The organism is Deinococcus sp. LM3, assembly GCF_002017875.1.
In the GTDB taxonomy this organism is placed as follows: domain Bacteria; phylum Deinococcota; class Deinococci; order Deinococcales; family Deinococcaceae; genus Deinococcus.
In genome coordinates this window covers 2371446-2397634 of record NZ_MUFV01000001.1, presented here as the reverse complement: position 1 = coordinate 2397634, position 26189 = coordinate 2371446, and the positions used below count along the sequence as shown (strand labels likewise).

At 71.1% G+C, this 26189-nt stretch carries 28 protein-coding genes; 15 read left to right on the top strand and 13 right to left on the bottom strand.

From position 1 onward, the window contains the following. Window positions 1–27: 27 nt before the first annotated feature. The 7 genes from BXU09_RS11270 to BXU09_RS11245 form a co-directional block, all read right to left on the bottom strand. Complete coding sequence (locus tag BXU09_RS11270) at window positions 28–477, bottom strand: methyltransferase (protein WP_078302634.1); 450 nt, start codon at window positions 475–477, stop codon at window positions 28–30. A 1-nt stretch (window position 478) separates the two neighbouring features. Continuing rightward, the gene (locus BXU09_RS11265; protein ID WP_078302630.1) at window positions 479–1402 is read right to left on the bottom strand and encodes an NAD(P)-dependent oxidoreductase; all 924 of its coding nucleotides are present in this window, start codon (window positions 1400–1402) and stop codon (window positions 479–481) included. Between the two features lie 7 nt (window positions 1403–1409). Then, entirely contained in the window at window positions 1410–2000 is a 591-nt protein-coding gene (locus tag BXU09_RS11260; RefSeq protein ID WP_078302627.1) for a GNAT family protein, read from the bottom strand. 4 nt (window positions 2001–2004) lie between these two features. Further along, window positions 2005–2334 carry a hypothetical protein gene (locus BXU09_RS22105; protein ID WP_346417589.1) on the bottom strand — a complete coding sequence of 110 codons (330 nt, stop codon included), beginning with the start codon at window positions 2332–2334 and terminating at the stop codon, window positions 2005–2007. Window positions 2335–2381: 47 nt separating this feature from the next. Continuing rightward, entirely contained in the window at window positions 2382–3047 is a 666-nt protein-coding gene (locus tag BXU09_RS22100) for a 3'(2'),5'-bisphosphate nucleotidase CysQ (RefSeq protein ID WP_346417565.1), read from the bottom strand. Between the two features lie 34 nt (window positions 3048–3081). Further along, entirely contained in the window at window positions 3082–3810 is a 729-nt protein-coding gene (locus tag BXU09_RS11250; RefSeq protein ID WP_078302624.1) for a Fe-S cluster assembly protein HesB, read from the bottom strand. Window positions 3811–3876: 66 nt separating this feature from the next. Next, window positions 3877–4452, bottom strand: coding sequence for a hypothetical protein (locus BXU09_RS11245; RefSeq protein ID WP_078302620.1), 576 nt, complete (start codon window positions 4450–4452; stop codon window positions 3877–3879). A gap of 94 nt (window positions 4453–4546) precedes the next feature. Here BXU09_RS11245 and BXU09_RS11240 point away from each other — a divergent pair, with 94 nt between their 5' ends. Beyond that, a complete protein-coding gene (locus BXU09_RS11240) occupies window positions 4547–5749 on the top strand; it encodes an ATP phosphoribosyltransferase regulatory subunit (protein ID WP_078302617.1) in 1203 nt (400 codons plus the stop codon). Next, window positions 5746–6381, top strand: coding sequence for an ATP phosphoribosyltransferase (gene hisG / locus BXU09_RS11235; protein ID WP_078302613.1), 636 nt, complete (start codon window positions 5746–5748; stop codon window positions 6379–6381). The genes BXU09_RS11240 and hisG overlap by 4 nt, the downstream gene beginning before the upstream one ends. 65 nt (window positions 6382–6446) lie before the next feature. On the opposite strand, the gene BXU09_RS11230 is transcribed toward hisG, so the two are convergent. Beyond that, window positions 6447–7667: a MalY/PatB family protein gene (locus BXU09_RS11230; protein ID WP_078304977.1), complete on the bottom strand. Its 1221-nt coding sequence runs from the start codon at window positions 7665–7667 to the stop codon at window positions 6447–6449. A 68-nt stretch (window positions 7668–7735) separates the two neighbouring features. Here BXU09_RS11230 and BXU09_RS11225 point away from each other — a divergent pair, with 68 nt between their 5' ends. The 4 genes from BXU09_RS11225 (at window position 7736) to BXU09_RS11210 (ending at window position 10202) form a co-directional block, all read left to right on the top strand. Then, on the top strand, window positions 7736–8434 hold the full coding sequence (locus BXU09_RS11225; protein ID WP_078302610.1) for a 5'-methylthioadenosine/adenosylhomocysteine nucleosidase: 699 nt from the start codon (window positions 7736–7738) through the stop codon (window positions 8432–8434). A 15-nt stretch (window positions 8435–8449) separates the two neighbouring features. After that, complete coding sequence (locus BXU09_RS11220; protein ID WP_240501190.1) at window positions 8450–8860, top strand: CidA/LrgA family protein; 411 nt, start codon at window positions 8450–8452, stop codon at window positions 8858–8860. Continuing rightward, entirely contained in the window at window positions 8857–9513 is a 657-nt protein-coding gene (locus BXU09_RS11215) for an LrgB family protein (protein WP_078302607.1), read from the top strand. The genes BXU09_RS11220 and BXU09_RS11215 overlap by 4 nt, the downstream gene beginning before the upstream one ends. A gap of 95 nt (window positions 9514–9608) precedes the next feature. After that, the gene (locus BXU09_RS11210) at window positions 9609–10202 is read left to right on the top strand and encodes a TetR family transcriptional regulator (RefSeq protein WP_078304975.1); all 594 of its coding nucleotides are present in this window, start codon (window positions 9609–9611) and stop codon (window positions 10200–10202) included. 3 nt (window positions 10203–10205) lie between these two features. On the opposite strand, the gene BXU09_RS11205 is transcribed toward BXU09_RS11210, so the two are convergent. Then, on the bottom strand, window positions 10206–10955 hold the full coding sequence (locus tag BXU09_RS11205) for a helical backbone metal receptor (RefSeq protein ID WP_078302603.1): 750 nt from the start codon (window positions 10953–10955) through the stop codon (window positions 10206–10208). Between the two features lie 113 nt (window positions 10956–11068). On the opposite strand from BXU09_RS11205, the gene BXU09_RS11200 reads away from it, so the two are divergent. The 3 genes from BXU09_RS11200 (at window position 11069) to BXU09_RS11190 (ending at window position 14318) form a co-directional block, all read left to right on the top strand. After that, window positions 11069–11731, top strand: a complete 663-nt coding sequence (locus tag BXU09_RS11200; protein WP_078302600.1) for a cytochrome c — start codon at window positions 11069–11071, stop codon at window positions 11729–11731. A 119-nt stretch (window positions 11732–11850) separates the two neighbouring features. Further along, entirely contained in the window at window positions 11851–12702 is an 852-nt protein-coding gene (locus BXU09_RS21920) for a group III truncated hemoglobin (protein WP_078302596.1), read from the top strand. Between the two features lie 8 nt (window positions 12703–12710). Further along, entirely contained in the window at window positions 12711–14318 is a 1608-nt protein-coding gene (locus BXU09_RS11190; RefSeq protein WP_078302592.1) for a S49 family peptidase, read from the top strand. A gap of 77 nt (window positions 14319–14395) precedes the next feature. Here BXU09_RS11190 and BXU09_RS11185 read toward each other — a convergent pair whose 3' ends face one another. Further along, complete coding sequence (locus tag BXU09_RS11185) at window positions 14396–16165, bottom strand: M3 family oligoendopeptidase (protein WP_078302589.1); 1770 nt, start codon at window positions 16163–16165, stop codon at window positions 14396–14398. Between the two features lie 211 nt (window positions 16166–16376). On the opposite strand from BXU09_RS11185, the gene BXU09_RS11180 reads away from it, so the two are divergent. The 4 genes from BXU09_RS11180 (at window position 16377) to BXU09_RS11165 (ending at window position 20720) form a co-directional block, all read left to right on the top strand. Continuing rightward, window positions 16377–17630, top strand: a complete 1254-nt coding sequence (locus BXU09_RS11180) for an ABC transporter substrate-binding protein (RefSeq protein WP_240501188.1) — start codon at window positions 16377–16379, stop codon at window positions 17628–17630. A 110-nt stretch (window positions 17631–17740) separates the two neighbouring features. Beyond that, window positions 17741–18661, top strand: coding sequence for a sugar ABC transporter permease (locus BXU09_RS11175; protein WP_078302583.1), 921 nt, complete (start codon window positions 17741–17743; stop codon window positions 18659–18661). Beyond that, window positions 18661–19509, top strand: a complete 849-nt coding sequence (locus tag BXU09_RS11170; RefSeq protein WP_078302580.1) for a carbohydrate ABC transporter permease — start codon at window positions 18661–18663, stop codon at window positions 19507–19509. Before BXU09_RS11175 ends, BXU09_RS11170 begins: the two co-directional genes overlap by 1 nt. Before the next feature lie 83 nt (window positions 19510–19592). After that, on the top strand, window positions 19593–20720 hold the full coding sequence (locus BXU09_RS11165) for an LLM class flavin-dependent oxidoreductase (RefSeq protein ID WP_078302576.1): 1128 nt from the start codon (window positions 19593–19595) through the stop codon (window positions 20718–20720). A 75-nt stretch (window positions 20721–20795) separates the two neighbouring features. On the opposite strand, the gene BXU09_RS11160 is transcribed toward BXU09_RS11165, so the two are convergent. From BXU09_RS11160 to BXU09_RS11150, 3 genes are all read right to left on the bottom strand, one after another. After that, complete coding sequence (locus tag BXU09_RS11160; RefSeq protein WP_078304974.1) at window positions 20796–21395, bottom strand: phosphate uptake regulator PhoU; 600 nt, start codon at window positions 21393–21395, stop codon at window positions 20796–20798. A gap of 196 nt (window positions 21396–21591) precedes the next feature. Beyond that, a complete protein-coding gene (locus tag BXU09_RS11155; RefSeq protein WP_078299924.1) occupies window positions 21592–22494 on the bottom strand; it encodes a transposase in 903 nt (300 codons plus the stop codon). 507 nt (window positions 22495–23001) lie between these two features. Next, window positions 23002–23304, bottom strand: coding sequence for a hypothetical protein (locus BXU09_RS11150; RefSeq protein WP_078302573.1), 303 nt, complete (start codon window positions 23302–23304; stop codon window positions 23002–23004). Between the two features lie 154 nt (window positions 23305–23458). Here BXU09_RS11150 and BXU09_RS11145 point away from each other — a divergent pair, with 154 nt between their 5' ends. Both BXU09_RS11145 and cysS read left to right on the top strand, forming a co-directional pair. Continuing rightward, a complete protein-coding gene (locus BXU09_RS11145) occupies window positions 23459–24418 on the top strand; it encodes a LysR family transcriptional regulator (RefSeq protein WP_078302571.1) in 960 nt (319 codons plus the stop codon). A gap of 131 nt (window positions 24419–24549) precedes the next feature. After that, on the top strand, window positions 24550–26031 hold the full coding sequence (gene cysS / locus BXU09_RS11140; protein ID WP_078302567.1) for a cysteine--tRNA ligase: 1482 nt from the start codon (window positions 24550–24552) through the stop codon (window positions 26029–26031). Window positions 26032–26189 lie beyond the last annotated feature (158 nt).

Sequence of the window (26189 nt, the reverse complement as noted above, 5' to 3'; positions counted from 1 at the left end):
GAGGCCGGCGGGACCTTGAGGCTTCGTTCAGCGCGGGGGCAGGCGCGGCAGGAACGCCCCGGTGCGCGCCCGGTACGCGGCGTGGTCGGGGTGAAGTTCGGCCAGCGCGGCGTCCTCGATCCCGGCCTTGTGCCGCAGCAGGCCTGCGAGCAGGAGGGCGCCCACAACGCTGACCCGCCCACCGCGCGCGACTGTCCAGCCGCCTGCCAGCAGCAGCAACGCCGTGTAGATCGGGTGCCGCACATGCCGGTACGGGCCGCGCTGCACGAGACTGCCGCCCGCGACCGGGGTGGGCAGCGGCGTGAGGTTGCGGCCCAGCGTGCGCCCGCTCCAGACGAGCAGGCACAGGCCACCTGCGCCCAGCGCCGCGCCTGCCGCCCGGACGGATCGGGGCCGACCTCTCCCCCGCCGCTCCCCGGCCAGGATGACGGTCAGCAGGGCGAACTGCGCGGCCACGAGCGTCCGGTCGCGGTTCATGTCAGTAGGTGCGTCCGGCGGTGACGCGGCCGTCGGGTTCGTGGCCCTGTTGCAGGTCGATCAGGAAGTCGCGGGTCAGGTGTGCGCCGCGCCGGACGAGGTCGGTGGTGGTGCTGGCGACGTGCGGGGTGATGATCACGTTCGGCAGCTGCCACAGCGGGTGCGTGGCGGGCAGGGGTTCGGGGTCGGTCACGTCGAGGAACGCGCCGCCCAGCCGGTGGTCCTGAAGGGCCTGCACGAGGTCGTCCGTGACGATCAGGTTGCCGCGCCCGACGTTCATGAGCCACGCGCCGGGTTTCAGGAGGGCCAGCGTGTCGGCGTTCACGATGCCGCGCGTGTCGGGGGTGCTGGGGAGCAGCAGGATCACCCAGTCGGCGGCGCGCAGCAGTTCGTCGCGTTCGTCGGTGGGGGTGGTGCTGCGGATGCCGCGCACGTGCGCGCCGTGCGGCGCGAGGAGTTCTTCGAGGTTCCGGCCGATGTGCCCGTAGCCCCACAGGACGATGTTCAGGCCGTCCAGGGTGCCCAGGCGCGAGTCGGTGGGCAGGGCCGGGCTGGCCCACTGCGAGCGGCCCTGCGCGTCCCGGAAGGTGTGCAGGCCGCGCGCGGCGGCGAGCAGGCCGCTCAGGGCGTGCACGGCGACGGCGCGGTCGTGCAGGCGGCTGGCGTTGAACAGGGCCACGCCGTCTGGCAGCTGGCCCTGCACGTGGTCGATGCCGGCGGTCAGGGTCAGCACCCACTTCAGGCCCGGCACCTGCAACAGGCGTTCGCGGGTCTGGGCGCCGGTCATCCACAGGACCACGCCGTCGGCCGGGCCGTCCGGGACGTGCGCGCGGTCGTAGTGGTCGAGGGTGACGCCGGGCACGCCTCCCTCGTCGGGCTGGCTCAGGGCGCGGAAGTCGGGCAGGTCTGGCAGCAGGACACGCATGCCCGCATTATTCCCCTTCGGGAGCGGAGGGGTCCGGGGACTCCTGAAGGGCGTCTGTCTGAAGGGCCAGCCATTCGCTGCGGGTGAGTTCCATGTGCACGTCGGTGCGGCCCTGCCGTTCGCTGCGGCCTACCTCGCGGAAACCGCAGGCGAGGAAGGCCCGCTGCGCGCGGCGATTGTGGCCGAAGGTGGTCAGGCGGATGCGGGACAGCGGGAAGTCCCGTTCCTGAAAGGCCCAGCGCAGCAGCGCCTGCACGGCCTGACGGCCGTAGCCGCGTCCCCACAGTTCGGGCAGGCCGATCATCACGCCGAGCGTGGCGACGGTGGCGGTCAGGGGGGGTGGGGGGCGCAGGTCGTACAGTTCGGCGCTGCCGATCAGGCGGCCCTGTTCGTCCATGACGCCGAAGCCGTGGCGTTCGCCGGTGCGTTCCTCGTCCTGCATGACGCGCCGGAACAGCCATTCGGGCATGCGGATGGGTTTGGCGTCGTTCCAGTCGGCCAGTTCGCGGCTGCGGAAGAAGGAGTGCAGGGTGCGCCACTCGGCGGGCGTGAGGTCCAGCAGGGCCTTGAGGGTGACGGAGGGTGGAAGGTCGATCATGCGTTCAGGGCTGCGCGGCAACCGGGGCGACGGTGCCCAGGGCGCGCGTCACGTCCCGCGTGAGGCGGTCGAGGTGGAAGGCGTCACCCTCGGCGCGCTGCACCTGCCGGGTGTCGGGATGCACGATCAGCAGGGCCAGCAACTGCCCGTCGGCGTGACGGACGTTCACGCCGGGGTGTCCCTGAAGGGCCGCGCGGTCGGCGGGCTTCAGGACCGACCAGGCGGGCTCGTGGGCCTGCACGCCCAGGTGCGCGGTGGGCAGGTGCAGGGCGCGCAGCTGATCGCCCAGCCACGCGGCCGCGCGGGGTTGCCCGCCGATCAGGCCCTGTTCCACGTGCGGGCGCGGCTGGTTGTAGGTGATGGCGCGTCCGTCGCGGCGGGTCAGGTCGCCCCCGGCGGCGCGCAGCAGGGCGTGCCCGGCGGCGATGTCCCACTCGCTGCGGGGGACATGGTGAAGGTCGCGTCGGCCTGCGCGGCGGCGATCCGCGCGAGTTTCAGGGCGATGCTGCCGCTGGGTTTCATGCCGCTCAGGGGGGTGGCGTGCAGTTCGCGGCGGTGCTCGGTGTCGGACACGGCGATGCGCCAGTCCGGGCCGGCGTGCGGGGCCCGGACGGGCTGGCCGTTCAGGAATGCGCCCTGGCCCACCACGCCCGTGAACAGTTCGTCGGTTTCCGGGGCGTACACGACGCCCAGCACGGGCTGTCCGCCCACGGCGAGGCCGATGCTGACGCAGTAGTCCGGCAGGCCCGTGGAGTACTCGCGGGTGCCGTCGATGGGGTCCACGATCCACACGCGGTCGTGGTTCAGGCGGGCGCGGTCGTCGGTTTCCTCCTCGCTGAGCAGGCCGTCGTCGGGGAAGGCAGCGGCCAGGGCGGTCATGATCAGCGTGGAGGCCTCGCGGTCGGCGACCGTGACGGGATCGTCGGCGCTGGTCTTGTGTTCCACCGTGAATCCGGCGCGCAGGTGCGCCTGCAGCAGCGCCCCGGCCTCGCGGGCCACCCCGGAGGCGACCGAGAGTTCATGGGAGAGATCGTGGGCAGCGGTCATGCTCCCGAGCATAGCGGCCCGTGACGACGTCCGGTCAGGCCGGGCCGAGCAGCGCCGCCGACGGACACAGGTCCGACAGGACGCAGGTGTCGCAGCGCGGGTGGCGGGCCGTGCAGACCTCCCGCCCGTGCCGGACGCCCGCGACGTGCAGGGCCGCGCGGGCCTCCCAGGTGCGGGGCGTGAGGGCGTCGAACCAGCGTTCCACGCGGGCCGGGGTCCAGCTGCCGGGCACCCATTCCAGGCGGCGGGCCAGGCGGTCCAGGTTCCCCTCGACCGGCATGGCGGCGCGGCGCAGGTCGAACAGCAGCAGCAGGCTGGCGGTGTGGCGGCCCACGCCGGGCAGCGCTTCCAGGCGGGCGCGGGCGGCGGGGTCCGGCAGGTCGCGCAGGCCCTCCAGGCTCAGTGTTCCGGTGTCGTCCAGCGCCTCCAGCAGCGCGTGGAGGTGGCGGGCCTTGCTGCGGTGCAGGCCGCCGCCCGCCGCCTTCAGGGTGCCCTCGATCCCGTCGGAGCCGTCGAGCAACGCGGCCTCCCAGCGGGGGTACGTTTCCCGCAGCGCCGCGTACTGCCGGTCGGCGGCGGCGCGGGTGTTCTGCTGGCCCAGGATGGTGCGGATCAGGCTGGCCAGCAGCGTCTCCGGGCGGCCCGCGAGGGGGGCGGGGCCGCCGGGCAGGTACCGGGTTTCCAGTCGGTCGCTGACCCGCGCGAAGGTGGCCGGCACGGTGGGAGGCGCTGCGGGCGGCGCGGGTGGGCGGCGGGCGGGCATCCGCGCAGGCTAGCGGCGCGGGCACGCCGCAACCGTGCCGGGCGCGACGGTCCTTCGCCCCGGCCCTCAGCGGGCGCGGAGGGTGGTGCGGTTCCCGGCGCTGTCGGTGACCTCGATGTCGGCCCAGATGCCGGTCGTCTCGGCGTAGAAGTCCACGCTGGGGCCGGGCGTGATGTTCAGTCGGTTGCCGTCTACCAGGATCTGCGCCACGCGGACGTTGTCGCTGGCGGTCCCGGCGACCCGCACGGTGTTCCCGCTGCGCTCGAAACGCGTGATCCGGATGACCGGACGCACCGGGTCCACGCTGACCGGCAGGACCAGCTTGCCCTCGTTCCCGGCGGCGTCACGGGCGGTGATGGTGTACCGGCCGGTGGGCGTGTTCAGCAGCGTCTGGAACTTGAAGCGCGCCAGCTTGTCACTGCCGGGCTCGGTGGGAATGGGTTTGCCGTCCACGGCGACCTCGGTGACGCCGGTATCGTCCAGGACGTAGCCCTGGATCAGGAAGCTCTTCTCGCGGCTGGCGCTGCTCTCGCTGGTGACGCTGATGTGCGGCGTGAACGTGTCGTTGGTGCGGGCGCAGCTGCCCAGCGCCACCGCCAGGACAGCGGCGGCCAGGGCACGGTGGGACGGGCGGCGCGACATGGCCCGAGTATAGGGCAGGTGTCCGGGCGTGGCCGCCTCCGGCTGCGCGCAACCGTGAGCCGGGCTGACGGTGCGCGCGGCCCGTGCGTCTAGAATGCCGGGCGTGAGTTCGTCCGCTGCCCGTCCGTCCAACCGTCCGTCCGCCCGTGCCGGGTTCATTCCGGAAGGCACGCGCGACGTGCTGCCGCCCGAGTGGTCGCAGCGCGAGGCCCTGCGCGCCCGCCTGAGTGCGTGTTTCAGCGCGTGGGGGTACCGGGGGGTGGAGGTCCCGGCGCTGGAGTTCGCCAGCGCGGACCATCCGCAGGACGCCCTGGCGTTCAAACTGATCGATTCGGGCGGGCAGGTGCTGTCGCTGCGCAGCGAGTTCACGACCGCCGTGGGCCGGCTGGTCCGCTCGCGCTTCCCGCAGGGGCCGTTCCCGCTGCGCCTCCAGTACGGGGGGCGGCTGTGGCTGCGCGCCCTGAACAGCGAACTGGGCCGCCTGCGTGAATTCAACCAGATGGGCGTGGAGCTGATCGGCGTGCAGACCGCGCAGTCCGACGCGGAGCTGCTGCACCTCGCGGCGGCGGCGCTGGAGACGGCGGGCGTGCAGGCGCAACTGGAAGTCGGGTATCCGGGCTTCGTGGACGCCGTGCTGGAGGACGCCGGCCTGAACGGCGAGGCGCGCGCGGCCGTGCACGACGCCATCGACCGTAAGAGCGGCGCGGACGTGGACCTGCTGGCCGCGCAGCACGGCCTGAGCGGCGCGGTGCGCGGCACGCTGCACGCCCTGACCGACCTGTACGGCGGCCCCGAGGTGCTGGACGCCGCGCAGGCCCTCGCGCCGGGCCTGCGGGCGCAGGAGGCCGTGGCCCACCTGCGCCGGGTGGCGGCGCTGTACGGCGGGCCGCTGCTGTTCGACCTGGGCGTCAGCCGCCGCTACGGGTACTACACGGGCCTGACGTTCCGGGCGTACTCGGCGGGCCTGAACCAGCCGGTGCTGGGCGGCGGCCGCTACGACCTGCCGGGCGGGCTGCCCGGCGCGGGCTTCGCGGTGGGGCTGGAACGGCTGATGCAGGCGCTCGCGCCGGTCCTGCCGCCCGAGCCGGAGGTGGTGCTGGCGCTGGACCTCGCGTCGGCGCGGGCGGCGCGGGCGCAGGGCCTGCACGCGGAACTCGCCTGGACGGACGACACGGCCGAACTGCGGGCCTTCAGCGCGGCGCGCGGCATCCGCCGCTGGGTCAGCGATTCCCCCTCGGGCCTGACCTTCACGGAGCTGGCTTTCACCGACCTGAACAGCGCGGAGGTGACGCTGTGACCCCCGCCCCCACCCGCAGCGCCGACCACCTGACCCTGGCGCTGCCCAAGGGCCGCATCCTGGAGGACGCCATCGCGCTGCTCTCGCAGGCGGGCCTGCCGCTGACCATGCCGGAAAAATCCCGCGCGCTGCGGCACGAGTTCCCCGGCGTGACCATCCTGGAACTGCGCAACCAGGACGTGCCGATCTACGTGGACCTGGGCGTGGCCGACGCCGGGATCGTCGGCAAGGACGTGCTGATCGAGTCGGGCCGCACCGTGTACGAACCGGTGGACCTGAAGTTTGCCGGGTGCCGCCTGTCCCTGATCCGCGAGGTCGGCGCGACCGGCGAGATCACCCGCGTGGGCACCAAGTACCCCCGCGCGGCCCGCGCGTACCTGCACTCGCGGGGCATCACGGCCGAGACCGTGAAACTCAGCGGGAACATCGAACTGGCCTGCCTGACCGGACTGGCCGACGCGGTCGTGGACCTCGTGCAGACCGGCGGCACCCTGAAAGCCAACAACCTCGAGGAAGTCGAGGTGCTGTTCCACTCGACCGCGCGCCTGATCGTGAACCGCGCCGCCCTGAAAGTCCGCGCCGCGCGCCTGCGCCCCCTGATCGAGAACCTGCGCGCCCTGACCGCGCAGTGAACCTCACCACCCAGTAAACAGGGAGTGGGAAGTGGAATGACCACGACCCACTCCCTGCTGACCACTTACATCTCGCGGTTCAGGGCAGCGGTCATGCGGTCCAGGGCCTCGGTCAGCAGCTCGCGGCTGGTGGCGAAGTTCAGGCGGATGAAGCCCTGGTACTGAGGTTTGTGGCCCTCGTGCGCGAAGACGGGGCCGTCATGCACGGCGACCCTGGCCTCGTCCAGCAGGAATGTCTGGATGTCGGCGGCGCGCGGGTGGGCGCGCAGGTCCAGCCACGCGAGGTAGGTGGCCTGCGGAACGTGGAACCGCACCCAGGGCAGGTGCTGGCGCAGGTAGTCGGCCAGGAAGTCGCGGTTGCCGCGCAGGTACTCCACGGTGTCGGCCAGCCAGGGGCCGCCGTCCCGCAGCGCGGCCTGCCACATGGTGATGCTCAGGGCGCTCTCGTGGCCCATCAGGCCCCCGGCGGCGCGGCGGACGCGGGACAGCAGCGCGGCGTTGTGGCTGGCCATCACGCCGATGCCCAGCCCGGCAGTGTTGAAGGCCTTGCAAGGGCCGGTCAGGGTGACGGTGCGGCTCTGCACGCGCGGGTCGGCGGCGAAACTCTCGAAGGCGTCGCCGTAGCGCAGGTCGGCGTGCAGTTCGTCGCTCATGACGAACAGGTCGCGCGCCAGCACCAGATCGCGCAGTTTCCCGAGTTCCTGCGCGGTCCACACGCGGCCCGTCGGGTTGTGCGGGTGGCACAGCAGCAGCAGACGCGATCCGCGCGAGGCGGCGTCCATGGCGGCCCAGTTGATCTCGAATCCGCTGTCGGCGTCGCGCAGGGGCACGCCGGCCACGCGCCGGTCCTGATCGGTGATCGCCAGGTGGAAGGGGTGGTACACGGGCGTCATGGTGACCACGGGCTCGCCGGGGCTGGTCAGGGCGTGCACGGCGGCGTAGATGCCCGGCACCACGCCGGGCAGGAAGGTCAGGTGCTCGCTGCCCAGGCCGCTCAGGCCGTGGCGGGCCAGGGACTGACTGACCTGCTCTTTCAGGACAGGGTCGCCCATCAGTTGCGGGTAGCCCAGGCCGCGTTCCAGGCGGGCGCGCAGGGCGTCCATGATGGGCGGCGCGACCGCGAAGTCCATGTCCGCGACCCACATGGGAATCACGTCCGGGTCGTACACGGTCCACTTCAGGGAGTCCGGGTGGCGCAGCGCGGCGGGGTCCAGAGTGGCGGGGTTCAGGACGGCGGGGTCCAGCGTGGCGCGGGGATCGGCGGGCTTGGGTCCGGCGTCGGTCATGTGCCCGAGCATACGCGCGCCGCGTGAGTTTCCGTCCGGGCGGCGTTCATGCGCGTACACTCTGAGGAATGCTGGCGATTATTGGCGCGATGGACGAAGAGATCGAGTTGCTTCTGGCGGACCTGCGGGGCCGCGAGGACCTGACGTTCCCCGGCGTGACCCTGCACCGGGGCGCGCTGGACGGCGTGCCGGTCCTGCTGACGCGCGGCGGGATCGGCAAGGTGAACGCCGCCATGACCACCACGTACCTGCTGACGCAGGGCGCGACCCGCGTGATCTTCACGGGCGTGGCGGGCGGCGTGCACCCGGAACTGCGGGTCGGGGATATCGTGGTCAGCACGGACCTCGTGCAGCACGACGTGGACGTGACCCCGCTGGGCTACGAGGTCGGGACGGTGCCGGGCGAACTGCCCGCGTGGCCCGCCGACCCGCACCTGCGCGCCGTGGCGCTGGAGGCCGCGCGGGACGTGGAGGGCGTGCGCGTGCTGGACGGCCGCGTGGCGAGCGGCGATCAGTTCATCGCGTCCCGAGAGGGCGTGCAGCGCCTCTGGACCCGTTTCGGGGCGGCCTGCGCCGAGATGGAGGGCGCGGCGGTCGCGCAGGTGTGCGCCAAGGCGGGCGTGCCGTTCGTGGTGATCCGCTCGGTCAGCGACACTGCCGACCACGACGCGAAGGTGGATTACCGCGAGTTCATGCCGCTCGTCGCGCGGCACGCCAAGCAGGTCGTGCGCGGCATGCTGGCCCGCCTCGCCGCGCCCAGCGCCTGACATGAGCGGCGACCAGTGAATGGTCCTGCGTCCGTCACGGCCCACCTGAACGCCCCGGCCCGGTTCCTGATGGGCCTGGGTGTCCTGATGGCCTTCGCGGCGCTGGGGCAGGCGCTGGTGGGCGCGCTCGGCTGGCCGCTGCCGGGGTCGGTGGTGGGCATGGCGCTGCTGTGGGCGGCGCTGGGCACGGGAGTGGTGCGCCTGCACTGGATCGCGGACGCCGCCGACGGCCTGCTGGGCATCCTGGGCCTGCTGTTCGTGCCGGCCACCGTGGGCTTTCTGCAATTCCTGAGTGCCGGGGCCGCGTGGGGCGTGTGGCTGCTGGTCATGACGGCCGCGCTGCTGCTGGGCGCGGGCGCGGCCGGACTGCTCGCCTCGCGCCTGCTGCGGCCGGAAGGCAGCCCGGACACCCCGGAGCGCCCATGATCTGGCTGACCGTCACGCTGCTGGCCTTCGCGGCCGGCGTGCTGGGGCAACTGCGGCTGCGCTCCCCGCTGGCGAACCCCACCCTGATCGCCACGCTGATCGTCGCCGCTGGCCTGCTGGCGACCAGCGTGCCGTACGACACGTACCTGCGGGACGTGCAGCCCCTGACCACCCTGCTCGCCCCGGCAGTCGTGGCGCTGGCCGTGCCGCTGTACCGCCTGCGCGCCCTGCTGGCCCGGCAGTGGCGCGCCCTGCTGATCGGCGGCCTGAGCGGCACCCTGCTCGCCGTGGCGGCCGACGCCGGACTGGCCCAGCTGCTGCGCGTCAGCCCGGACGCCGCGCGCGCCCTGCTGACCGCGCCCGCCACCAGCCCCGTCGCGCTGCAACTCGCGCCGTTCACGCACGCCCCGCCCGCCCTGGCCGCCACCCTGGCCGTGCTGTCCGGTCTGATCGGCGCGCTGATCCTCCCGGCCTTCCTGACCGCGCTGGGCGTCACGCACCCGCTGGCGCGCGGCATCGCCATCGGCGCCGTCGCGCACGGCGTCGGCACCGCCCGCGCCCGCGAGGAAGGCGAACACACCGGGGCCGCCAGTTCCATCGGCATGGGCCTCGCCGCACTGAGCGTCACGCTGCTGGTGGCACTGCTGGCCTGAAGGGGCGCGGGAGGCAGCAGGAAGTGGGACCGCGCAGGGCTTCCCGCACCCCGCCTCCCTTGACCCTGGCCGCCAGAGCCGGGATGCTGGGCGGCATGGCGCGCAAGGTGAATCCCATTCAGGACCGGGCGCGGCGGGCGGCGCTGGAGAAGGCGGCCTACCTAGCGATCTACGAGCGGGGCTACGCGGGCGTGACGCTGGCAGACATCGCGGCGCACGCGGGCGTGAGCCGGGGCACGCTGGTGTATCACTTCGGCAGCCGGGCGGGACTGCTGGCGGCGGTCATGCGGCGGTTCTCACGGACCATCGCGGTGGCGACGCGGCGCGCGGTGCGGCAGGCCGGGTCGCCGGACGGGAAGCTGCGCGCGTACGTGGACAATCAGTTCTACGGCCTGGAGAACACCCGGCGGTTCTACACGGTGTCGCTGGATTTCCTGGCCGCCGCCACGCGCGACCCGGAGCTGATGACGGTGCAGCGGGCGTTCCTGGCGGATTCGCTGGCGGTGGATCTGGAACTGGCACGGCTGTCCGGCGAGGCAGGCGCGCAGGGGCGGGCGCGGCTTTTGCGGGCGCTGGTCGAGGGCCTCAGCGTGCGGTTTCTGGCGGACCCGGACCCGGACCTGGGCGCGTACCGCGAGGACTGCCTCAGCGGCCTGCGGGCGGTGCTGGGCTGGGAGGCGGTGGGGTAGAGGCTACGGCTGGTGGGGCAGGGCGTCCAGCGCGGCGCGCAGTTGCCGCGCTCCCTCCAGCAGGCGCGGGCCGGGGCGGCCCAGGCCGCTCTCGTGAATGGCGACGACGGGCACGCCCAGGCCGCGCGCCTCAATGACCTCCGGGCGGAGTTTCTTCGCGCCGCACCACGAGCACACGATCAGGTCGGGCTGCGCGGCGCGTACCTCGTCCAGGGTCAGGGGCGTGCTGCGGCCCGCGCGGTCTGCGAGGGCGTTCACGGCGCCCAGCCCGCCGAGCAGGTCCGTGACCCAGGAGTCGCGGGTGGCGGCGATGATGGGCCGGGGCCACCACTCGACCAGCACGCGCGGCGGGCGGGCGTGGGCGCGGTGCAGGGCGCTCAGGTCGCGTTCCAGCGCGTCGGCCACCGCGCCCGCGTGGTCCGGCTGGCCGGTGGCCGCGCCGATCAGCCGGATGTCGCGCAGCACGTCTGGGACGCTCAGGGGATCGAGGATCAGGGTGGGCAGCCCCGCCGCCTGCACGGCCTCCACGACCCGCTCCATGCCGGGCACGCTGAGGCTGGCCAGGACCAGATCGGGGCGGGCGGCGATCAGGGCGTCCACGTCGATGTTCAGGTCCGGCCCGAGGCGCGCGGCGTGCTCCAGGCCGGGGCCGTCACTGTGGCTGTCCACGGCGACGAGCTGCCGGGTCGCGCCCAGGGCATGCAGGATGTCGGTGTTGCTGCACGTCAGGCTGGCGAGGCGCAGGGAAGGCATGCCCGGAGCATAACGCCCCGCGCGGCGGCGGCCCGCGCCGGGGGGTGGCCGGGCAACGGAAGTGCGTGCAGGCCGGTCAAACGCCCCCCTGACCGTGTGGTAGGCTCGCGGGTATGAAGAACACGTTCGCCGTCTCCATGACGCTGCTGCTGGCCCTGACGCTGGGCGGCTCGTTCACCGCCTACCGCGCGGCCACCTCGGCCCATCACGAGGAGACCCACAGCAAGGATGAAGGCCACAGCGAGGGCGGCGAGAAGGAAGGCGCGAGCCGTCCCAGCGAGTCCGCGCCCAGCCCGGACAGCGCGGCGACCGGCGCGGCCGGCGAGGCCGGTGCGCTCGGGGACGTGGAAGCCGACAACGAGGGCGGCGTGCAGGCCGGCGAGAACGGCGCGGTGCAGGACACCGGCGAGGACACCACGGGCAGCACGCCCGCCGCCAGCCAGGACGGCACGGCCACCGACACCGACCCGGCCGGCGCGACCGGTCAGGAACCCGACGAGACGGCCGCCGCCGCCGAGACGCAGGGTGACGCGACGGCCGGCGGGGACTCATACGCCACGAGCTGCGCCGGATGCCACGGCGCCGAGGGCCAGGGCGGTATCGGCCCGGCCCTGGAGAAGGTGAACGAGTGGACGCTGGCGCAGTTCACGACCGTGCTGCGCGAGGGCAAGACCCCGGAACGCGAACTGGGCGCCGTGATGCCGCGCTTCACGGACGCGCAGCTGACCGATTCGGACGTGGCGAACGTGTACGCGTTCATCAAGACGCTGTACTGATCGCCCGGCTGCACTGATCACCCAGCTGAACTGATCCCCCGCCTGACCCTTCACGGACCCCCCTGGCCGGGGGTCTTCTGCTGTCCCGGCGCGGGAGCGGCGGCCGCTATGCTGGGCGGATGACCGGGCCGCTGCTGTCCACCTCTCCCCTGCTGCCGGACCTGAGCGGCTGGACGGTGCAGGCGGCCTGTCCGGAGCGGCTGGCGGGCGCGGCGGGGCTGCTGCTGCCGCACGACGGCCTGCCGGTCGCGGACGTGCGGGCGCACCCGGAGCGCTGGGAGACATTGACGCTGCTGACGGCCGCGCTGCGGCGGGGCGTGCCGGTGCTGGGGTGGGGATCGGGCGCGGCGCTGCTGGGGCGGGCGCTGGGGGCGGCGGTCACGGCGACGGACGGTTCAGCGCCGGACCGCTCGGCCCTGCCGCGCGGCGCGCAGGCGCACGCCTGGGCCGCCGGGCAGCCGACCCACTGGACGCTGGACCGCGCCGTCGCCTGGGCGGAACCCGAGCTTCCGCTGCCCATCCTGGCCTCGTTCCTGGCGGCGCTGCCCGGCTGGTCGGACCGGCGGCCCGGTTCGCCGCTGGAGTCGGTGGGCGGCGTGGCGGCGGTGCGGGAGGTGGTGACGGCCTTCTACACGCGGGCCCGCGCAGACGACCTGCTGGGGCCGGTGTTCGCGGCGCACGTGGAGGACTGGCCCGCGCACCTGGAGCGCGTGACGGACTTCTGGGTCACGCTGCTGGGCGGCGAACCGGGCCGGGCCGCGTGGCGCGGGAACCTGAACTCCGCCCACGCGGGGCTGGGTGTGCGGGCCGCGCACCTGGGCCGCTGGCTGACCCTGTGGGACGAGACGGCACGCGAGGTGCTGCCGGCCGACGCGGCGGCGCTGCTGAGCGCGCGGGCGGCCGTCATGGGTGAACGTCTGGGGCGCGCTCCGGGGGCAAAGGCCGGAACTTCTCAGGCGGGCGGCACGTAGCGTGGGTCATGAACCTGAAATGGCCGTTCCTGAAGAGTGACGACACGCTGCCGGGCGGCGTGACCCGCCCCACCTGGGTGATCCTGGACCTGAGCGGCCTGTACCCGGAGCGGCAGCCGGGCAGTCCGCTGGCGGCGCTGCTGAACCGCACCGAGTCGGTCGAGGCGCTCGCGGCGCGTGTGCAGAAGCTGCGCGGGGCCTCCTGGCTACACGGCGTGCTGGTGCGCTTCGGGGAGTTCACGGCGTCCCCGGCGGCGGCGCACGCGGTGCGGGGCATCCTGGCGGACCTCGCCGCCGAGAAGCGCGTGGTGGCGTACCTGCCGCAGCTGAACATGACCACCCTGATCGCCGCGAGCGGGGCCACCGAACTGGTCGCGCCGGAATCCGCCGAGGTGAACCTGGGAGGCTTCGGGGTGGAAAGCACCTTCCTGGGCGAGTTCCTGAAGAAACGCGGCATCGAGTTCGAGAACCTGCGCGTCCGCGAGTACAAGGCGGCCCTCACGCGCTTCTCGCAGGATCACATGGACGACCACAACCGCGAGCAGCTCCAGGCGTACCTGGACGGGCTGGAAGCTGCCTGGGCGAACGATCTGGCTGCCGCGCGCGGCGTGAGCCCCGAGGTGGCCGCCGGGTGGATCAGCGCGGACCTCACGAGCGCGCGGGCGGCGCTGGAAGCCGGCGTGATCACCAAGGTCGCGTACGAGGACGAACTCGTCGGCCCGGCCTCGCGGCCCTTCGAGGCGGTCCTGGACCTGCTGACCCCGCACCGGCCCGCGAATGCGAAGGCGGGGCGGGTGGCGGTCGTGCCGCTGATCGGCACGATTATCCCCGGCAAGAGCCGTAACAACCCCGTTCCGCTGCCGCTGCTGGGCGGGCCGATGGCCGGGTCCGACACGGTCGTGGCGGCGCTGCGCCGCGCGAAGGAGGACAAGGCCACGAAAGCCATCGTGCTGTACGTGAACAGCGGGGGCGGCAGCGCCCTGGCCAGCGACCTGATCTGGCGCGAGGTCGCCAAGAGCGAGAAACCGGTCGTGGTCGTCATGGGCGAGTACGCCGCCTCGGGCGGGTACTACGTCGCCACGCACGCCAGGGCCATCGTGGCCTCGCCGTACACCCTGACCGGCAGCATCGGCGTGGTCAGCGGCAAGCCCGTCCTGACCGAATTCAACCGCCGTCACGGCCTGAACCCCGAACGGGTGGGCCGGGACCGCGCCCTGATGTACTCGGCGGCCCGCCCGTACACCGACGAGGAACGCGACCACGTCGAGAAGGGCATCCTGGAGGTGTACGACCGCTTCACCACCCGCGTCGCCGAGGGCCGCAAGCTCAGCAAGGAGCGCGTGAACGAACTGGGCCGGGGCCGCATCTGGAGCGGCCAGGACGCCCTGGAACGCGGCCTGATCGACGAACTCGGGGACCTGAGCACCGGCCTGCGCCGCGCCCGTGAACTCGCGGGCCTGCCGCACGACGCGCCGGCCTGGAACGTCACCCCCAGGGGAAACGGCCCCCTGCCGCAGTTCGCGCAGGAAGCCGCGCAGGCCGCCAGCGTCAGCGTGTGGCCCTTCGGCAACGAGCGCGTGCTGACGTGGTTCGATCAGGACGTACGCGTGCGCTGAGGCCGGGTGATAGTGGACGGGGAGTGGACCAGGGTATTCGCCCTGCCACTCCCCACTGCCTGTTTACCCCTGCCTGTTCACGCCTGCGTGGTGGCCTCGTAGGCGTCGATCTGGCGGCGGATGACGTTCAGACTGCCTTCCCAGAAGTCCGGGGCGTGCAGGTCGATGCCGAAGCGCGCGGCGAGCGCCAGCGGGGTGGCCTGTCCGGTGGCGGCCAGCAGGGCGTCGTAGCGGTCCTGGAAGTCGGCCTCCTGGCCCTGGGCGCGGGCCTGCTCGTACTGGGCGTACAGGCCCAGGCCGAACAGCAGGCCGAAGGTGTAGGGGTAGTTGTAGAAGCTCCGGCCGTAGTAGTGGGGTTTGACGGCCCACATGTACGGGTGGGGGGTGTTCAGGGCGTCGCCGTACGTGTCGCGCTGGGCTTGGACCATCAGGGTATTCAGGTCGCTGGGGTTCAGGTCGCCCCCCGCGCGGCGTTCGAACACGGCTTTCTCGAACAGGAAGCGGCTGTGGATGTCCACGACGACCTGCGCGTGACCCATCAGTTGCGTTTCGAGGACGTACAGGCGCTCGTCGCCCTGCGCGCTCTGTAGCGCGGCGTTCTGGATGATCGTCTCGCAGAAGATGCTGGCGGTCTCGGCGAGGGTCATGGGCGTCTCCTGCTGGAGGGGGCGCAGGCCGCCGAGTTGCAGGTTGTGGTACGCGTGACCCAGTTCGTGCGCCAGGGTGCTGACCGAGTCCAGGCTGGGGTCGTGGTTCATCAGGATGCGGCTGTCGGGGCCCTGCCATTTCATGCAGAACGCACCGCTGCGTTTGCCGTCGCGGGGGCCGGCGTCGATCCAGCGTTCACTGAAGGCGCGGGCGGCGAAGTCGCCCAGGGCGGGGCTGTACGCGCGGAACTGGCGCTGCACGAACGCCTCTCCGGCGTCGTAGTCCCAGTGGGTGTCGCTGTTGCCGACCGGGGCGAACAGGTCCCACCAGTCCAGTTGCGTCTTGCCCAGGTGGCGGGCCTTGGCGCGGAAGTAGCGGCGGAAGTCCGGCAGGGAGCGCACGACGGCGGCCTGCATGGCGTCCAGCGTCTGGCGGTCGATGCCGTTGCTCAGGAGGCTGGGGGCGACCGGGTCGGTGAAGCCGCGCCGCGCCGCCAGGGCGCCCTCCTCGCCCTTGACGCCGTTCATGCAGGCGGCGAAGACGGTCTCCTGGGTCTTCCAGGCGGCCACCTCGGCGTGGTAGGCGTCCTGGCGCACCCCCGCGTCGGGGTCGCTGGCGAGGGCGCGCAGGGCGGTCACGGGCAGGCGCTGGCCCCGGTACTCGCCCGCCAGGGTGCTGGAGACGTTGCCGTGCAGTTTGTTCCAGCCGCCGCCGCTGGCGGGGTGCAGCCGCGCGGCGAGGTCCTCCTCGGGCGGGGTCATCTGGTGGCGGGCGAGCTGCGCGGCGCGGCGCAGGCGGTGCTCGTGCGCGCGGGCCTCGGCGCTGTGCTCCAGCAGGTCGTTGACGGCCGCGTCGTCCAGGCCGCCCAGCCAGGCGGTCAGGCGGGCGCTCAGCGGCCCGAGCGGCAGGCTCAGGGTGGTCAGGGCGGCCATGCGGGTCTGCGCCGCCTCGTCGCGGCTGTCGGTGGTCACGAAGGCGTACACGAAGGCGCGCACGCGGCCCAGGCGGGTCAGGACGGCGTTCAGTTCTCCCAGCGCGGCGTCCACGCCCGTCGGCGTGACGGGCGACCCGGCGCGGACGCCGTGGGTGTCGAACAGCGTTTCCAGGGCCTGCACGTCGCCGGTCAGGTCGCTCAGGTCGCGGTCCAGTTGCGGGTCGTTCAGGCCGGCGTACAGGTCGTCGGTGCGCCAGCGGGGCATCTCGGTTGTGGTCACGCCGGTCAGTGTACGGCGCCTGCGGGGGCGGTGACATAGGCCAGATTGCGCACGACCGGGACCTGACATGCCATGCTGACAGGGCCAGTTCATGCAGCGTGCAAAGGGTCGCCTCTCGCGGCGACTGGACCGGCATGGACTTTGTTGATAAAACAGGTCCACTATTCTGGTTTTCACTTCTCCCGGAGGTTCCACCATGCGTTCACCTACCATGCCCAAGCGTCTCGCCGTGACCCTCGCCCTGGCCGCCTGCGCCCTGGCCGGCAGCGCCAGCGCCGCCACCACCCTGACCGTGTTCATGGGCAGCCAGCAACGCCCGGAAGTCTTCCAGCCGCTGTTCGAACGCTTCCAGAAACAGAACCCCAACATCAGGATCAAGATCGAGACTGGCGGCGCCACCAGCGAGGCCCAGAACCAGTACCTGACCACCGTCCTGGCCGCCCGCGACAGCACCCTGGACATCTTCCTGATCGACGTGGTCCGCACCGCCACCTTCGCCGCCGCCGGCTGGGCCGAACCGCTCGACGCCTACCTGCCCAGCAAGGACACCTACCTGAAAGCCTTCCTGCCCGGCCCCATCGGCGCGGCCACCGTGAATGGCAAGCTGTACGCCATGCCCGCCTTCACGGACGCGCAGTTCCTGTACTACCGCAAGGACCTGCTCGAGAAGCACAAGGCCAAGGTCCCCAGAAGCTGGGAAGAACTGGCCGCCACCGCCGCCCGCATCCAGAAAGCCGAGGGGGGCAACCTCCAGGGCTTCAACTTCCAGGGCGCGCCCATCGAGGGGACCGTCTGCAACTTCCTGGAAATGACCTGGACCGGCGGCGGCAGCGTGGACGACGTGACCAGCCCCGCCGCCAAACAGGGCCTGGGCTTCCTGGTGAACGCCGTGAAGACCAAACTGGCCCCCGCCGCCAGCGCCGAGATGAAAACCGACGACTCCCGCCAGCAGTTCCAGGCCGGGAACGTCCTGTTCGGCCTGAACTGGAGTTACGCCTGGGCGCACTTCCAGGGCAACAGCCCCCAGCCCACCCGGGTCAAGGGCGACGTGGGCGTGGCCGCGCTGCCCGCCTTCGGCAAGAACGCCAGCGCCACCTGCACCGGCGGCTGGGAATGGGGCGTGAACGCCTTCGGCAAGAACAAGGCCGCCAGCGTGAAACTCCTGCAGTTCATGGCCAGCAGCGACGTGCAGAAGGAAATGGCCATCAAGGGCGCGTACCTGCCGGTGCGCAAGAGCCTGTACAACGACAAGGCCGTGCTGGCCGCGAACCCGCACTTCAAGGCCCTGTACCCCATCGTGACCAAGGCCCGCCCGCGCCCCGTGACGCCCAACTACCCGCGCGTCAGCGAGATCATCCGTAACAACGTCTCGGCCGCCGTTGCCGGCAGCAAGAGCGTGGACGCCGCCCTGAGCGAGATGAAACGCGACTTGACCCCGCTGCTGAAGTAAGTGCCGTCAGGACACCGGCAGGGGGGCGCCGCGCAGGTTGACAGCGCGCCGCCCCCTCCCTGCCGGGCCGACCGGACACCCTCGCCCCCCGCCCAAAAGACGAGACCCTCATGACCACACCCAATCCCACCCCGGCCCGCCGACCCCGCCGGGAACCCAGCGAGGCGCAACTGGCCGCGCTGCTGCTGCTTCCGGCCGCCGCCCTGCTGCTGGGCGTGCTGCTGTTCCCGATGCTGACCACCTTCCGCGACAGCCTGTACCTGAACAAACTGACCGAACCGTGGCTCCAGGGCTTCGTGGGCCTCAAGCAGTACGCGCAGATGCTGGAGGACCCTCGTTTCGGTCAGGCGCTGCGCAACACGCTGCTGTTCGGCGTGCTGACCGTCGGCGGTTCGTTCCTGGTCGGCATTCCCATGGCGCTCGCCGCACACCTGCCGGGCCGGACACGCGGACTGGCGCGCGTGGCGCTGCTGCTGCCGTGGGCCATGCCGCCCGTCATCACGGGCCTGATCTTCGCGTGGCTGTTCAACGCGCAGTACGGCGTGTTCAACGACCTGCTGGTCCGCGCCGGGATCATCGACGAGCCGCTGCGGTGGCTCAGCACGCCGGGCCTCAGCGTCCTGGCGATGGTCGTCACGATCATCTGGAAGACCAGTTCCTTCGTGGCGCTGATCGTGCTGGGCGGCCTTCAGGGCATCCCGAAAGAGATGATCGAGGCGGCGCAGGTGGACGGCGCGACCCCCACGCAGACCTTCTTCCGGGTGATCCTGCCGCTGCTGGCCCCCAGTCTCGCCGTGGCGTTCATCTTCCGGACCATCAGCGCCGTGCAGGTGTTCGACATCCCTTACACCTTCATTCAGCAGGCGCCGGCGCAGGGCCTGCTGGAAACGCTGGGCGTGTACATCTACCGCACGGGCATCGAATTCCTGGACTTCGGGTACGCCGCGACCCTCAGCGTCGCGCTGTTCGCCCTGAGTCTGGCCGTGACCGCCGTGTACGTCCGCTTCGTGCGGGACGGAGCGAACTCCTGATGGAAGAACACACGCACGAGAACCTGAGCCCTGCCCAGCGCCTGGGCCGCGCCGCCGCGCTGGCCGCGCTGATCGTGGGCGGCTTCTTCCCGTTCATCTGGATGCTGCTGACCAGCCTGAAAACCGAAGGCGAACTCCAGAAGTTCCCGGTGCAGTACCTCCCCTCGAAACTGGACTTCAGCAACTACGCCCGCGTGTTCAGCGAGCAGCCGTTCGCGCAGTTCTTCTTCAACTCGCTGGCCGTCAGCCTGCTGAGCACCCTGCTGTGCATCGCGGCCGCCGTGCCCGCCGCGTACGCCCTGGCCCGCCTGAACCTGCGCGGGCGCGGGCTGCTGCTCACCGCCGTCGTGGCGTTCAGCATGTTCCCGGTCGTGAGCCTCCTGATTCCGCTGTTCCGCCTGATGCGCGGCGCGGAACTCCTGAACACCTACCCCGCCCTGATCCTTCCCTACGCCGCGCTGAGCCTGCCCATCGGCATCCTGACGCTGGTGGCGTTCTTCAGCGCCATTCCCCGCGACCTCGAATCGGCCGCCATGGTGGACGGCACCACCCGCGTGGGCGCCCTGACCCGCGTGGTCCTGCCACTCTCCGCGCCGGGCGTCGTGACGGCCGCGCTGCTGGTGTTCGTGAACTCCTGGAACGAATTCCTGCTGGCCCTGAGCTTCAACACCAAACTGTCCATGCGGACCGTATCCGTCGGCGTGACCCTCTACCAGGGCGAATTCGCGTTCCCCTGGCCGCTGATCGCCGCCGCCGTCGTGGTCGCCACCGTGCCCCTCGTGCTGCTGATCGCCATCTTCCAGAAACGCTTCGTGTCCGGCCTGACCGCCGGGGGCGTGAAGGCGTAGACGGTTGACGGTTCATGGTTGATGGAACCAACCCACTGTCCACGACCCACACCCCACTGCCCTCCCCTCCCAGGTGACCTGTTATGACCAATCCTTCCCAGTCCGAATTCCTGTGGTTCCTGCAACTGTCCCGTGACGGCGAGTTCATCGGCACGAAAACCAAGCCGCCGCGCCGGCCCACGCTGGCGTACCTTCAGTCGCTGATCAGCGCGGCGGGCGAGGCGGGCTTCACGGGCCTGCTGACCGCCACGAACTACCACAGCGAGCACGAGAACTACACGGCGGCCGTGGCGGCCCTGGCGCGCAGCGCGCCGACCGATCCGGCGCTGCTGATCGCGGTGCGGCCCGGCATGTTCCACCCGGCCATGTACGCCAAGATGCTGGCCACGCTCCAGAACCTGTTTCCGGGGCGGGTGCGGCTGAACATCGTGACGGGCAGCAGCCCCGCCGAGAACGCCATGTACGGCGACAACGAGGATCACGGCAAACGCTACGAGCGCACGCGGGAGTTCATGCAGATCCTGCGGCAGTTGTGGACGGCCCCGCCGCCGCAGTCGTTCCGCAGTGACCTGTACGCCTTCGAGAACGCCGTGCTGGACCCTGCGCCCGTGCAGCCGATTCCGCTGTACTTCGGGGGGGCGTCGCCGGTGGCGCAGGAGATCGCGGCGGACCTCGCGGACGTGTACCTGATGTGGGGCGAACGCGAGGACATGCTTGCCGAGCGCCTGAACCAGATGCGGGCGCTGGAAGAGAAGACCGGGCGCCGGCTGCGCTACGGGCTGCGGACGCACGTGATCGTCCGTGAGACCGAGGCCGAGGCCCGCGCGGCCGCCGAGCGCCTGATCAGCCGCGTGGACCCGGAGGTGCGCGCAGCGTTCGTAGCGAGTCACGCGCACGTGGACGGCGTGGGGCAGAAACGCCAGATCGACATGATGAAGGGGCTGGACGCGGACCTGATGGTCGAGCCGGGCCTCTGGGCGGGCGTCGGCATGGCCCGCAGCGGCGTGGGCGTCGCCCTGATCGGCAGCCCGGAGCAGGTGGCCGCGAAGATCCGCCGCTACGAGGACATGGGCTTCAGTTCGTTCATCTTCAGCGGGTACCCGCACGAGGAGGAGGCGCGGCGCTTCGGGGAACTGGTCATGCCGCTGCTGCGGGGCGGTCAGGCCGAGGAGCGCGCCATTCACACGGACCGGGTCGCGCCGGTCGCCTGATCGCCGCAGTCCATGAGGGCGCGGGGTGCTCCTGATAAAGGGCACCCCGCGTCTCGTTGCCGGTGGGCGCGCGGTTCAGGTAGGGGCGCTGTTCAGGCGGGTCACGACGTGTTCCAGGCGTTCGGCAACGTTCACGAGGTGATCCCCGAGGCGTTCGAGGTTGCGGGCCATGCGTCCGGCAGTCAGGGCGACGCTGGTGTCTTCCGGGCGTTCGAGCAGGCGGGTGAGGCTGGCGCGCTGCATCTGCTCGTACAGGGCGTCCACCTGTTCGTAGTCGAGGCGCATGACGTCGCGGGCGGCGGCGGCGTCGCGCTCGGCGAAGGCGAAGGCGAGGCGTTCGAGCATCTCCGAGAGCAGCCGCACGAGCGGCAGTACGTCCTGCAAAGTGGCGCTGCGGGCGCGTGGCGCGAAGGTCTCGAGGTCGCGGGCGACTGTGAATGCGTAATCCCCGACCCGCTCGAGGTTGGTGAGGCTGCGGAACACCATCAGGTGGAAGGCGAGTTCCTGTTCGGTCAGGCCGGCCGCGAAGGCGTGCAGGCACAGGTCCTCGATCTCGCGTTCCAGGGCGTCGGTTTCGGCTTCCAGCTTCTCGGCGCGGGCGGTCAGACCGGCGAATTCGGCGCGGTCGTTGGCGTCGCGCACGGCGTCGAGCTGTTCGAGGGTGATGCTCAGCATCCGCAGGAAGCGCACGGTGACCAGCGAGACGCTCAGCTGGCCGGCGCTGGCCGGTCCCGGGTGGACTGGATCGGCGCTGGCTGGCTGAGGGGTGTGGTCGCTGTTCATGCGGCCAGTATCCTGCCGCGTTGTGATGACCCGGTCAAGGGACACCTGAAGAGAATTCATATGGGCTCCGCTGGGAGCCTGACATAAATCATGAGAAACCCTGAACGACGTTCCAGCCGAATGGCGATCGTCGACGACGTGACGGTTCAGGATCACAGGCCTGGGAGAGGCGCAGCCTCTCCAGGACTGGCGTTCGACGTGTCAATGCCTGGCGAATGGCACGCAACCCTATCTGCGCATAACTCAAGCCCCGTGTCCAGTGTGGATCGACCTCCCGTCGTTTCCCCTCCTCCGTGACGGCAGTTCCCTCGCTCAAGACCATCAGGTACGCCATTCCCAGCACGCACCAGAGTTTCTCCAGTTGGTGCGCCTGATCCAGGCGTGTATCCTCCAGGTTGAATGCCCCGCTCTTCAGGTCGAGGAAGGATTCCTCGACCTGAGTACGTTGGTGATACTCCGCAAATGTTCGCCTGTTGCAGGGCTGATTACTCACGATGAACCACGGATCACGCTGCCCAAAGGGCCGCACTGCCGCGATGTTCACGGGCCCGTACTTCTGCCCCGTGACGTACACCCCATGCCGCACGACCAACTGACCGTGTTGGCTGAGCTGTGACTGAAATTGCCCCAAGGACGCTCCGTTCTGATCAAAGAGGTGGATGGGACCCTTGCCGCGCATCATCCACCGCCATCTGAAGGTGGTGAAGTCGTCCATCAACGTGTGATCCAGGAAGCCCCGGTCTGCATAGATGCAGACCTCTTCGACCTGTGGCAGGTGAACGAGCAGACACTGGACACTGGCCAGCACAGGGTAAATCTCCTGATTCCCCACCGTAGAACTGCCATGACGGATGACACGCCAGGACAGCGGCACGGCACGCCCCCGGTAGAGGAGGGAGACGCAGATCACGCACCAGCGTTTGAACAGGAGAGTGGTGTCCAGGGCGAGGGTGATGCGGGCATCACCCCAGTCACGCAGTGCGACCTGCATGAGGTGCTGGTAGACCGCGCGCCAGGGGACGGTGGAAGACGTCAGTGCGCGGAGGAATCGTCGTTCATGACTCTGGGCGTATCGGGCTCGGGAGACCACGAAAGGAGCACCACGCGGCTGGGTGAGGAATGCAGGTCAGGAGGAGGCCGGCAACCATCCAGGCGAACGTTCGGGCATGTCGCTGATCCGACCATGGGGCAGTTCGCAGGAGGTCGAAGATGCGGTGGAATAGGATGGAGGCGTCCCCGTCAGTGTGCTGTTCTTGTTTCATGGCCATTCAAGAATGCCCCGTCGGGGGCATTCTCATCATTTGTGTCAGGCTCCCAGTGGGCTCCGTTTGTTTCGTTGACAGATCGGAACACCACCGATCTGCCAACTCCACGTCCGGAACCCGTTTTGCTCCCACTCTGCGGAGCAGCTCTACGAGTCGCATCCGCTCGGATTGAAGGGGCTTTGCAGCCTCTTCAATCGGAGTCCGTAACAGATGAAGGTGCCCTGGCCGGCAGGTCAGCGGTGGGTACGGACGGGGCCGAGGGGCGTGAATCCGGCGCGGGTCAGGGCGGCGCGCAGGTCGTCCGGGGTGGCGGCGCTGTGGGGGCGGGCCTGCACGGTCAGGTCGCCCAGGCTGGCGACCGGCCAGGTCTGCACGGTCCAGCCGTCCAGGTGCGGGGCGCGTCCGCTGGGGCTGATGACCTCCAGGCTGTACAGAGGCTGGCTGTGCAGGGGCAGGTTGCGCAGGGGGGCGGCAGGCTCGGGGTGGGCGGGGGTGGAGAGGTGAGCGGACATCGGGCGGTACTGGGTGGCGGTCATGGGGGCACCTCGTCGGGGGCGCGGCCGGGGTGGCCGGGAGGCCCTCAGGGTGCGCCGTCGGGGAGTGGGTTGACCATCGGCGGGGACGCTGCGCCCCGCGCGTCGCATCGGTTTTCCCGATGCCTGCTCCGGTGGGCGGGACCTACACTGGGGCATGACCTCCGCGCGCCCCTCCCCCACCACTGGCCTGCCGTCGCTGGCGCAGCTGCGCGCCCTGCTGGCGGTGGCGGACGCCGGTGGCTTCGGTGAGGCGGCGGCGGAACTGGGCGTGTCGCAGTCCACCCTCAGCGAGGCGATCAGCAAACTGGAGGCGCTGGCGGGGCGGCCGCTGCTGCGCCGGGGGCGGGGCGGCACCCAGCCCACCCCGGCGGGCGAGCGGATGCTGACGCATGCGCGCGCGGCGGTGCAGGCGGCGGGGGACGCGCTGCTGGCCGCGCAGGAGGACACGCAACTGCGCGGCACCCTGCGCGTGGCGTCGTTCCGCTCGACCGCCACGCACCTGCTGCCGCCGGCGCTGGCGGCGTTCCGGGCGCAGCATCCTGGCGTGACGGTGCGCCTGCTGGACGGTGAGACGGAGGGTGGCGGGCAGAACCTCGTGCGGCGCGGTCAGGCGGACGCCGCGATCGTGATCGAGGAGAACTGGGGCGATCTGCGCCTGACGCCGCTGGTCATGGACGAGTACCTGTTCGTGTCGCCCGCGCGGCGCGGCGCGCATCCGGTCACGCCGGACGACCTGCGCGGGCCGCTGCTGCTGGCACCGGGCGCGAATGCCTGCAACCTGCGGGTGATGGGGTATCTGCGCCGCTACGGCGTGCAGCCGCAGGAGGTGACTGAGATCGGGGAGGACAGCGTGATTCTGGGCATGGTCGCGCACGGGCTGGGGGTCAGCGTGATGCCCCGGCTGGCGCTGGAGCCGCTGCCCGACGGGCTGGTGGCGCTGCCCCTGCCCGAGCGGCTGATGCGGCCGCTGGCGCTGGCGACCCTGCCGCACCGCGCGAACCTGCCGGTCATCCGGGCGTTCACGGACGCGCTGCTCGCGGCGCTGCACCGGCCGCAGGCGCCCGCGCCGGACCCGGCGGCGGCCTTGCCGGGCGGGGCTTCTCTGCTACATTAGGCGCATGACGACCCTGTGTTGCCTTCCCTAGCGGCCCACGCAGCTCAGCGTCCGTGACCGCGCCCCATCGATTGTGTGGCGCGGTCTTTTTATTGCCTCTTCCACCCGGTTTCCGAACAAGGAGAACTCCCATGACCCAGCGTCCCACCGCACCGCGCCAGCCTGATCCGAACATCGTGCTGTACGACACCCTGACCCGCCAGAAGGTGACCTTCGAGCCGACCACGCCGGGCCGGGTGGGCATGTACCTGTGCGGGCCGACCGTGTACAGCGACGCGCACCTGGGGCACGCGAAGAAGGAGGTGGCGTTCGACGTGATCCGCCGCAGCTTCACGCACTTCGGGTATCAGGTGCGGTACGTGGCGAACATCACGGACGTGGGGCACCTGCAGAACGACTCGGACGACGGCGAGGACAAGATGCTGGCCCGCGCCCGCCTGGAGCAGCTGGAGCCCATGGAGGTCGCCGACAAGTACTTCTGGTCGTTCATGCATGACATGGAGGCCCTGAACGTCCTGAAGCCCAGCATCAACCCGCGCGCGACCGGGCACATCACCGAGCAGATCGCGCTGATCACGGAACTGATCGAGCGGGGCCACGCTTACGAGTCGGCGGGCAGCGTGTACTTCGACGTGCGGTCCTGGCCCGAATACGGCAAGCTGTCGGGCCGCAAACTCGACGATCAGGAGGAAGGGGTGCGCGAGGCGGTGCGTGAGGAGAAACGCGACCCGCGTGACTTCGCGCTGTGGAAGAACGCCGAGCCCGGGCACATCATGCGCTGGGAATCCCCGTGGGGCGTGGGCTTTCCGGGGTGGCACATCGAATGCTCGGCCATGAGCCTGAAGTACCTGGGCGAGGGCTTCGACATTCACGGCGGCGGCCTGGACCTGCAGTTCCCGCACCACGAGGCCGAGATCGCGCAGGCCGAGGCCGCCGGGCACGCCTTCGCGCGGTACTGGATGCACAACAACATGCTGACCATCGGCGGCGAGAAGATGAGCAAGAGCAAGGGCAACTTCCTGACCATTCAGGACGTCCTGGCGCAGCACGACCCGATGGTGGTGCGGTTCCTGCTGGTCGGCAGTCACTACCGCTCGATCACGGAGTTCAGTGACGCGGCCTTCGAATCCGCCCGCAGCGGCTACCGCCGCCTGGAAGCGGCCCTGCACGAGGTCGAACGCCGCCTGAGCACCGCGCCTGCCGGGCAGCACCCGGCGCTGGACGCGAAGATCGCCGCGCACGTGCAGGCCTTCGAGGACGCCCTGCGCGACGATTTCAACACGCCCAGGGCCGTCGCGGCGCTGTTCGGCCTGACCACCGACCTGAACGCTGCCCTGGCTGCCGGCCCGGTGCCGCAGGGCACGCTGGAACGCGCCCGCGCCGCGTACCGTGACCTGGGCGGCGAGGTGCTGGGCCTGTTCGCGGGCGGCGCGGCCCCCACCCAGAGCGACGATTCGCAGGTGGTGGGCGCCCTGATGGACCTGGTCCTGAAGGCCCGGCAGAACTACCGCCTGAACAAGCAGTACGCCGAGGCCGACGAACTGCGCGACACCCTGGCCCGCGTGGGCGTGACCGTCGAGGACACCAAGGAGGGCGTGCGCTGGAAACGCTGAGAAACAGACACTGAGGCCCGGACACGCTGAGGCCCGGACATGCCGGGCGCTGCGGTCATGAGGACCGCATGACAGCTTCACCCAGCGCGTCCTGACCCGGCTGTCAGGAGGCTGTAAGGGCCACTCTCTACACTGAGGGGCGAGTGGTGATGAACCCC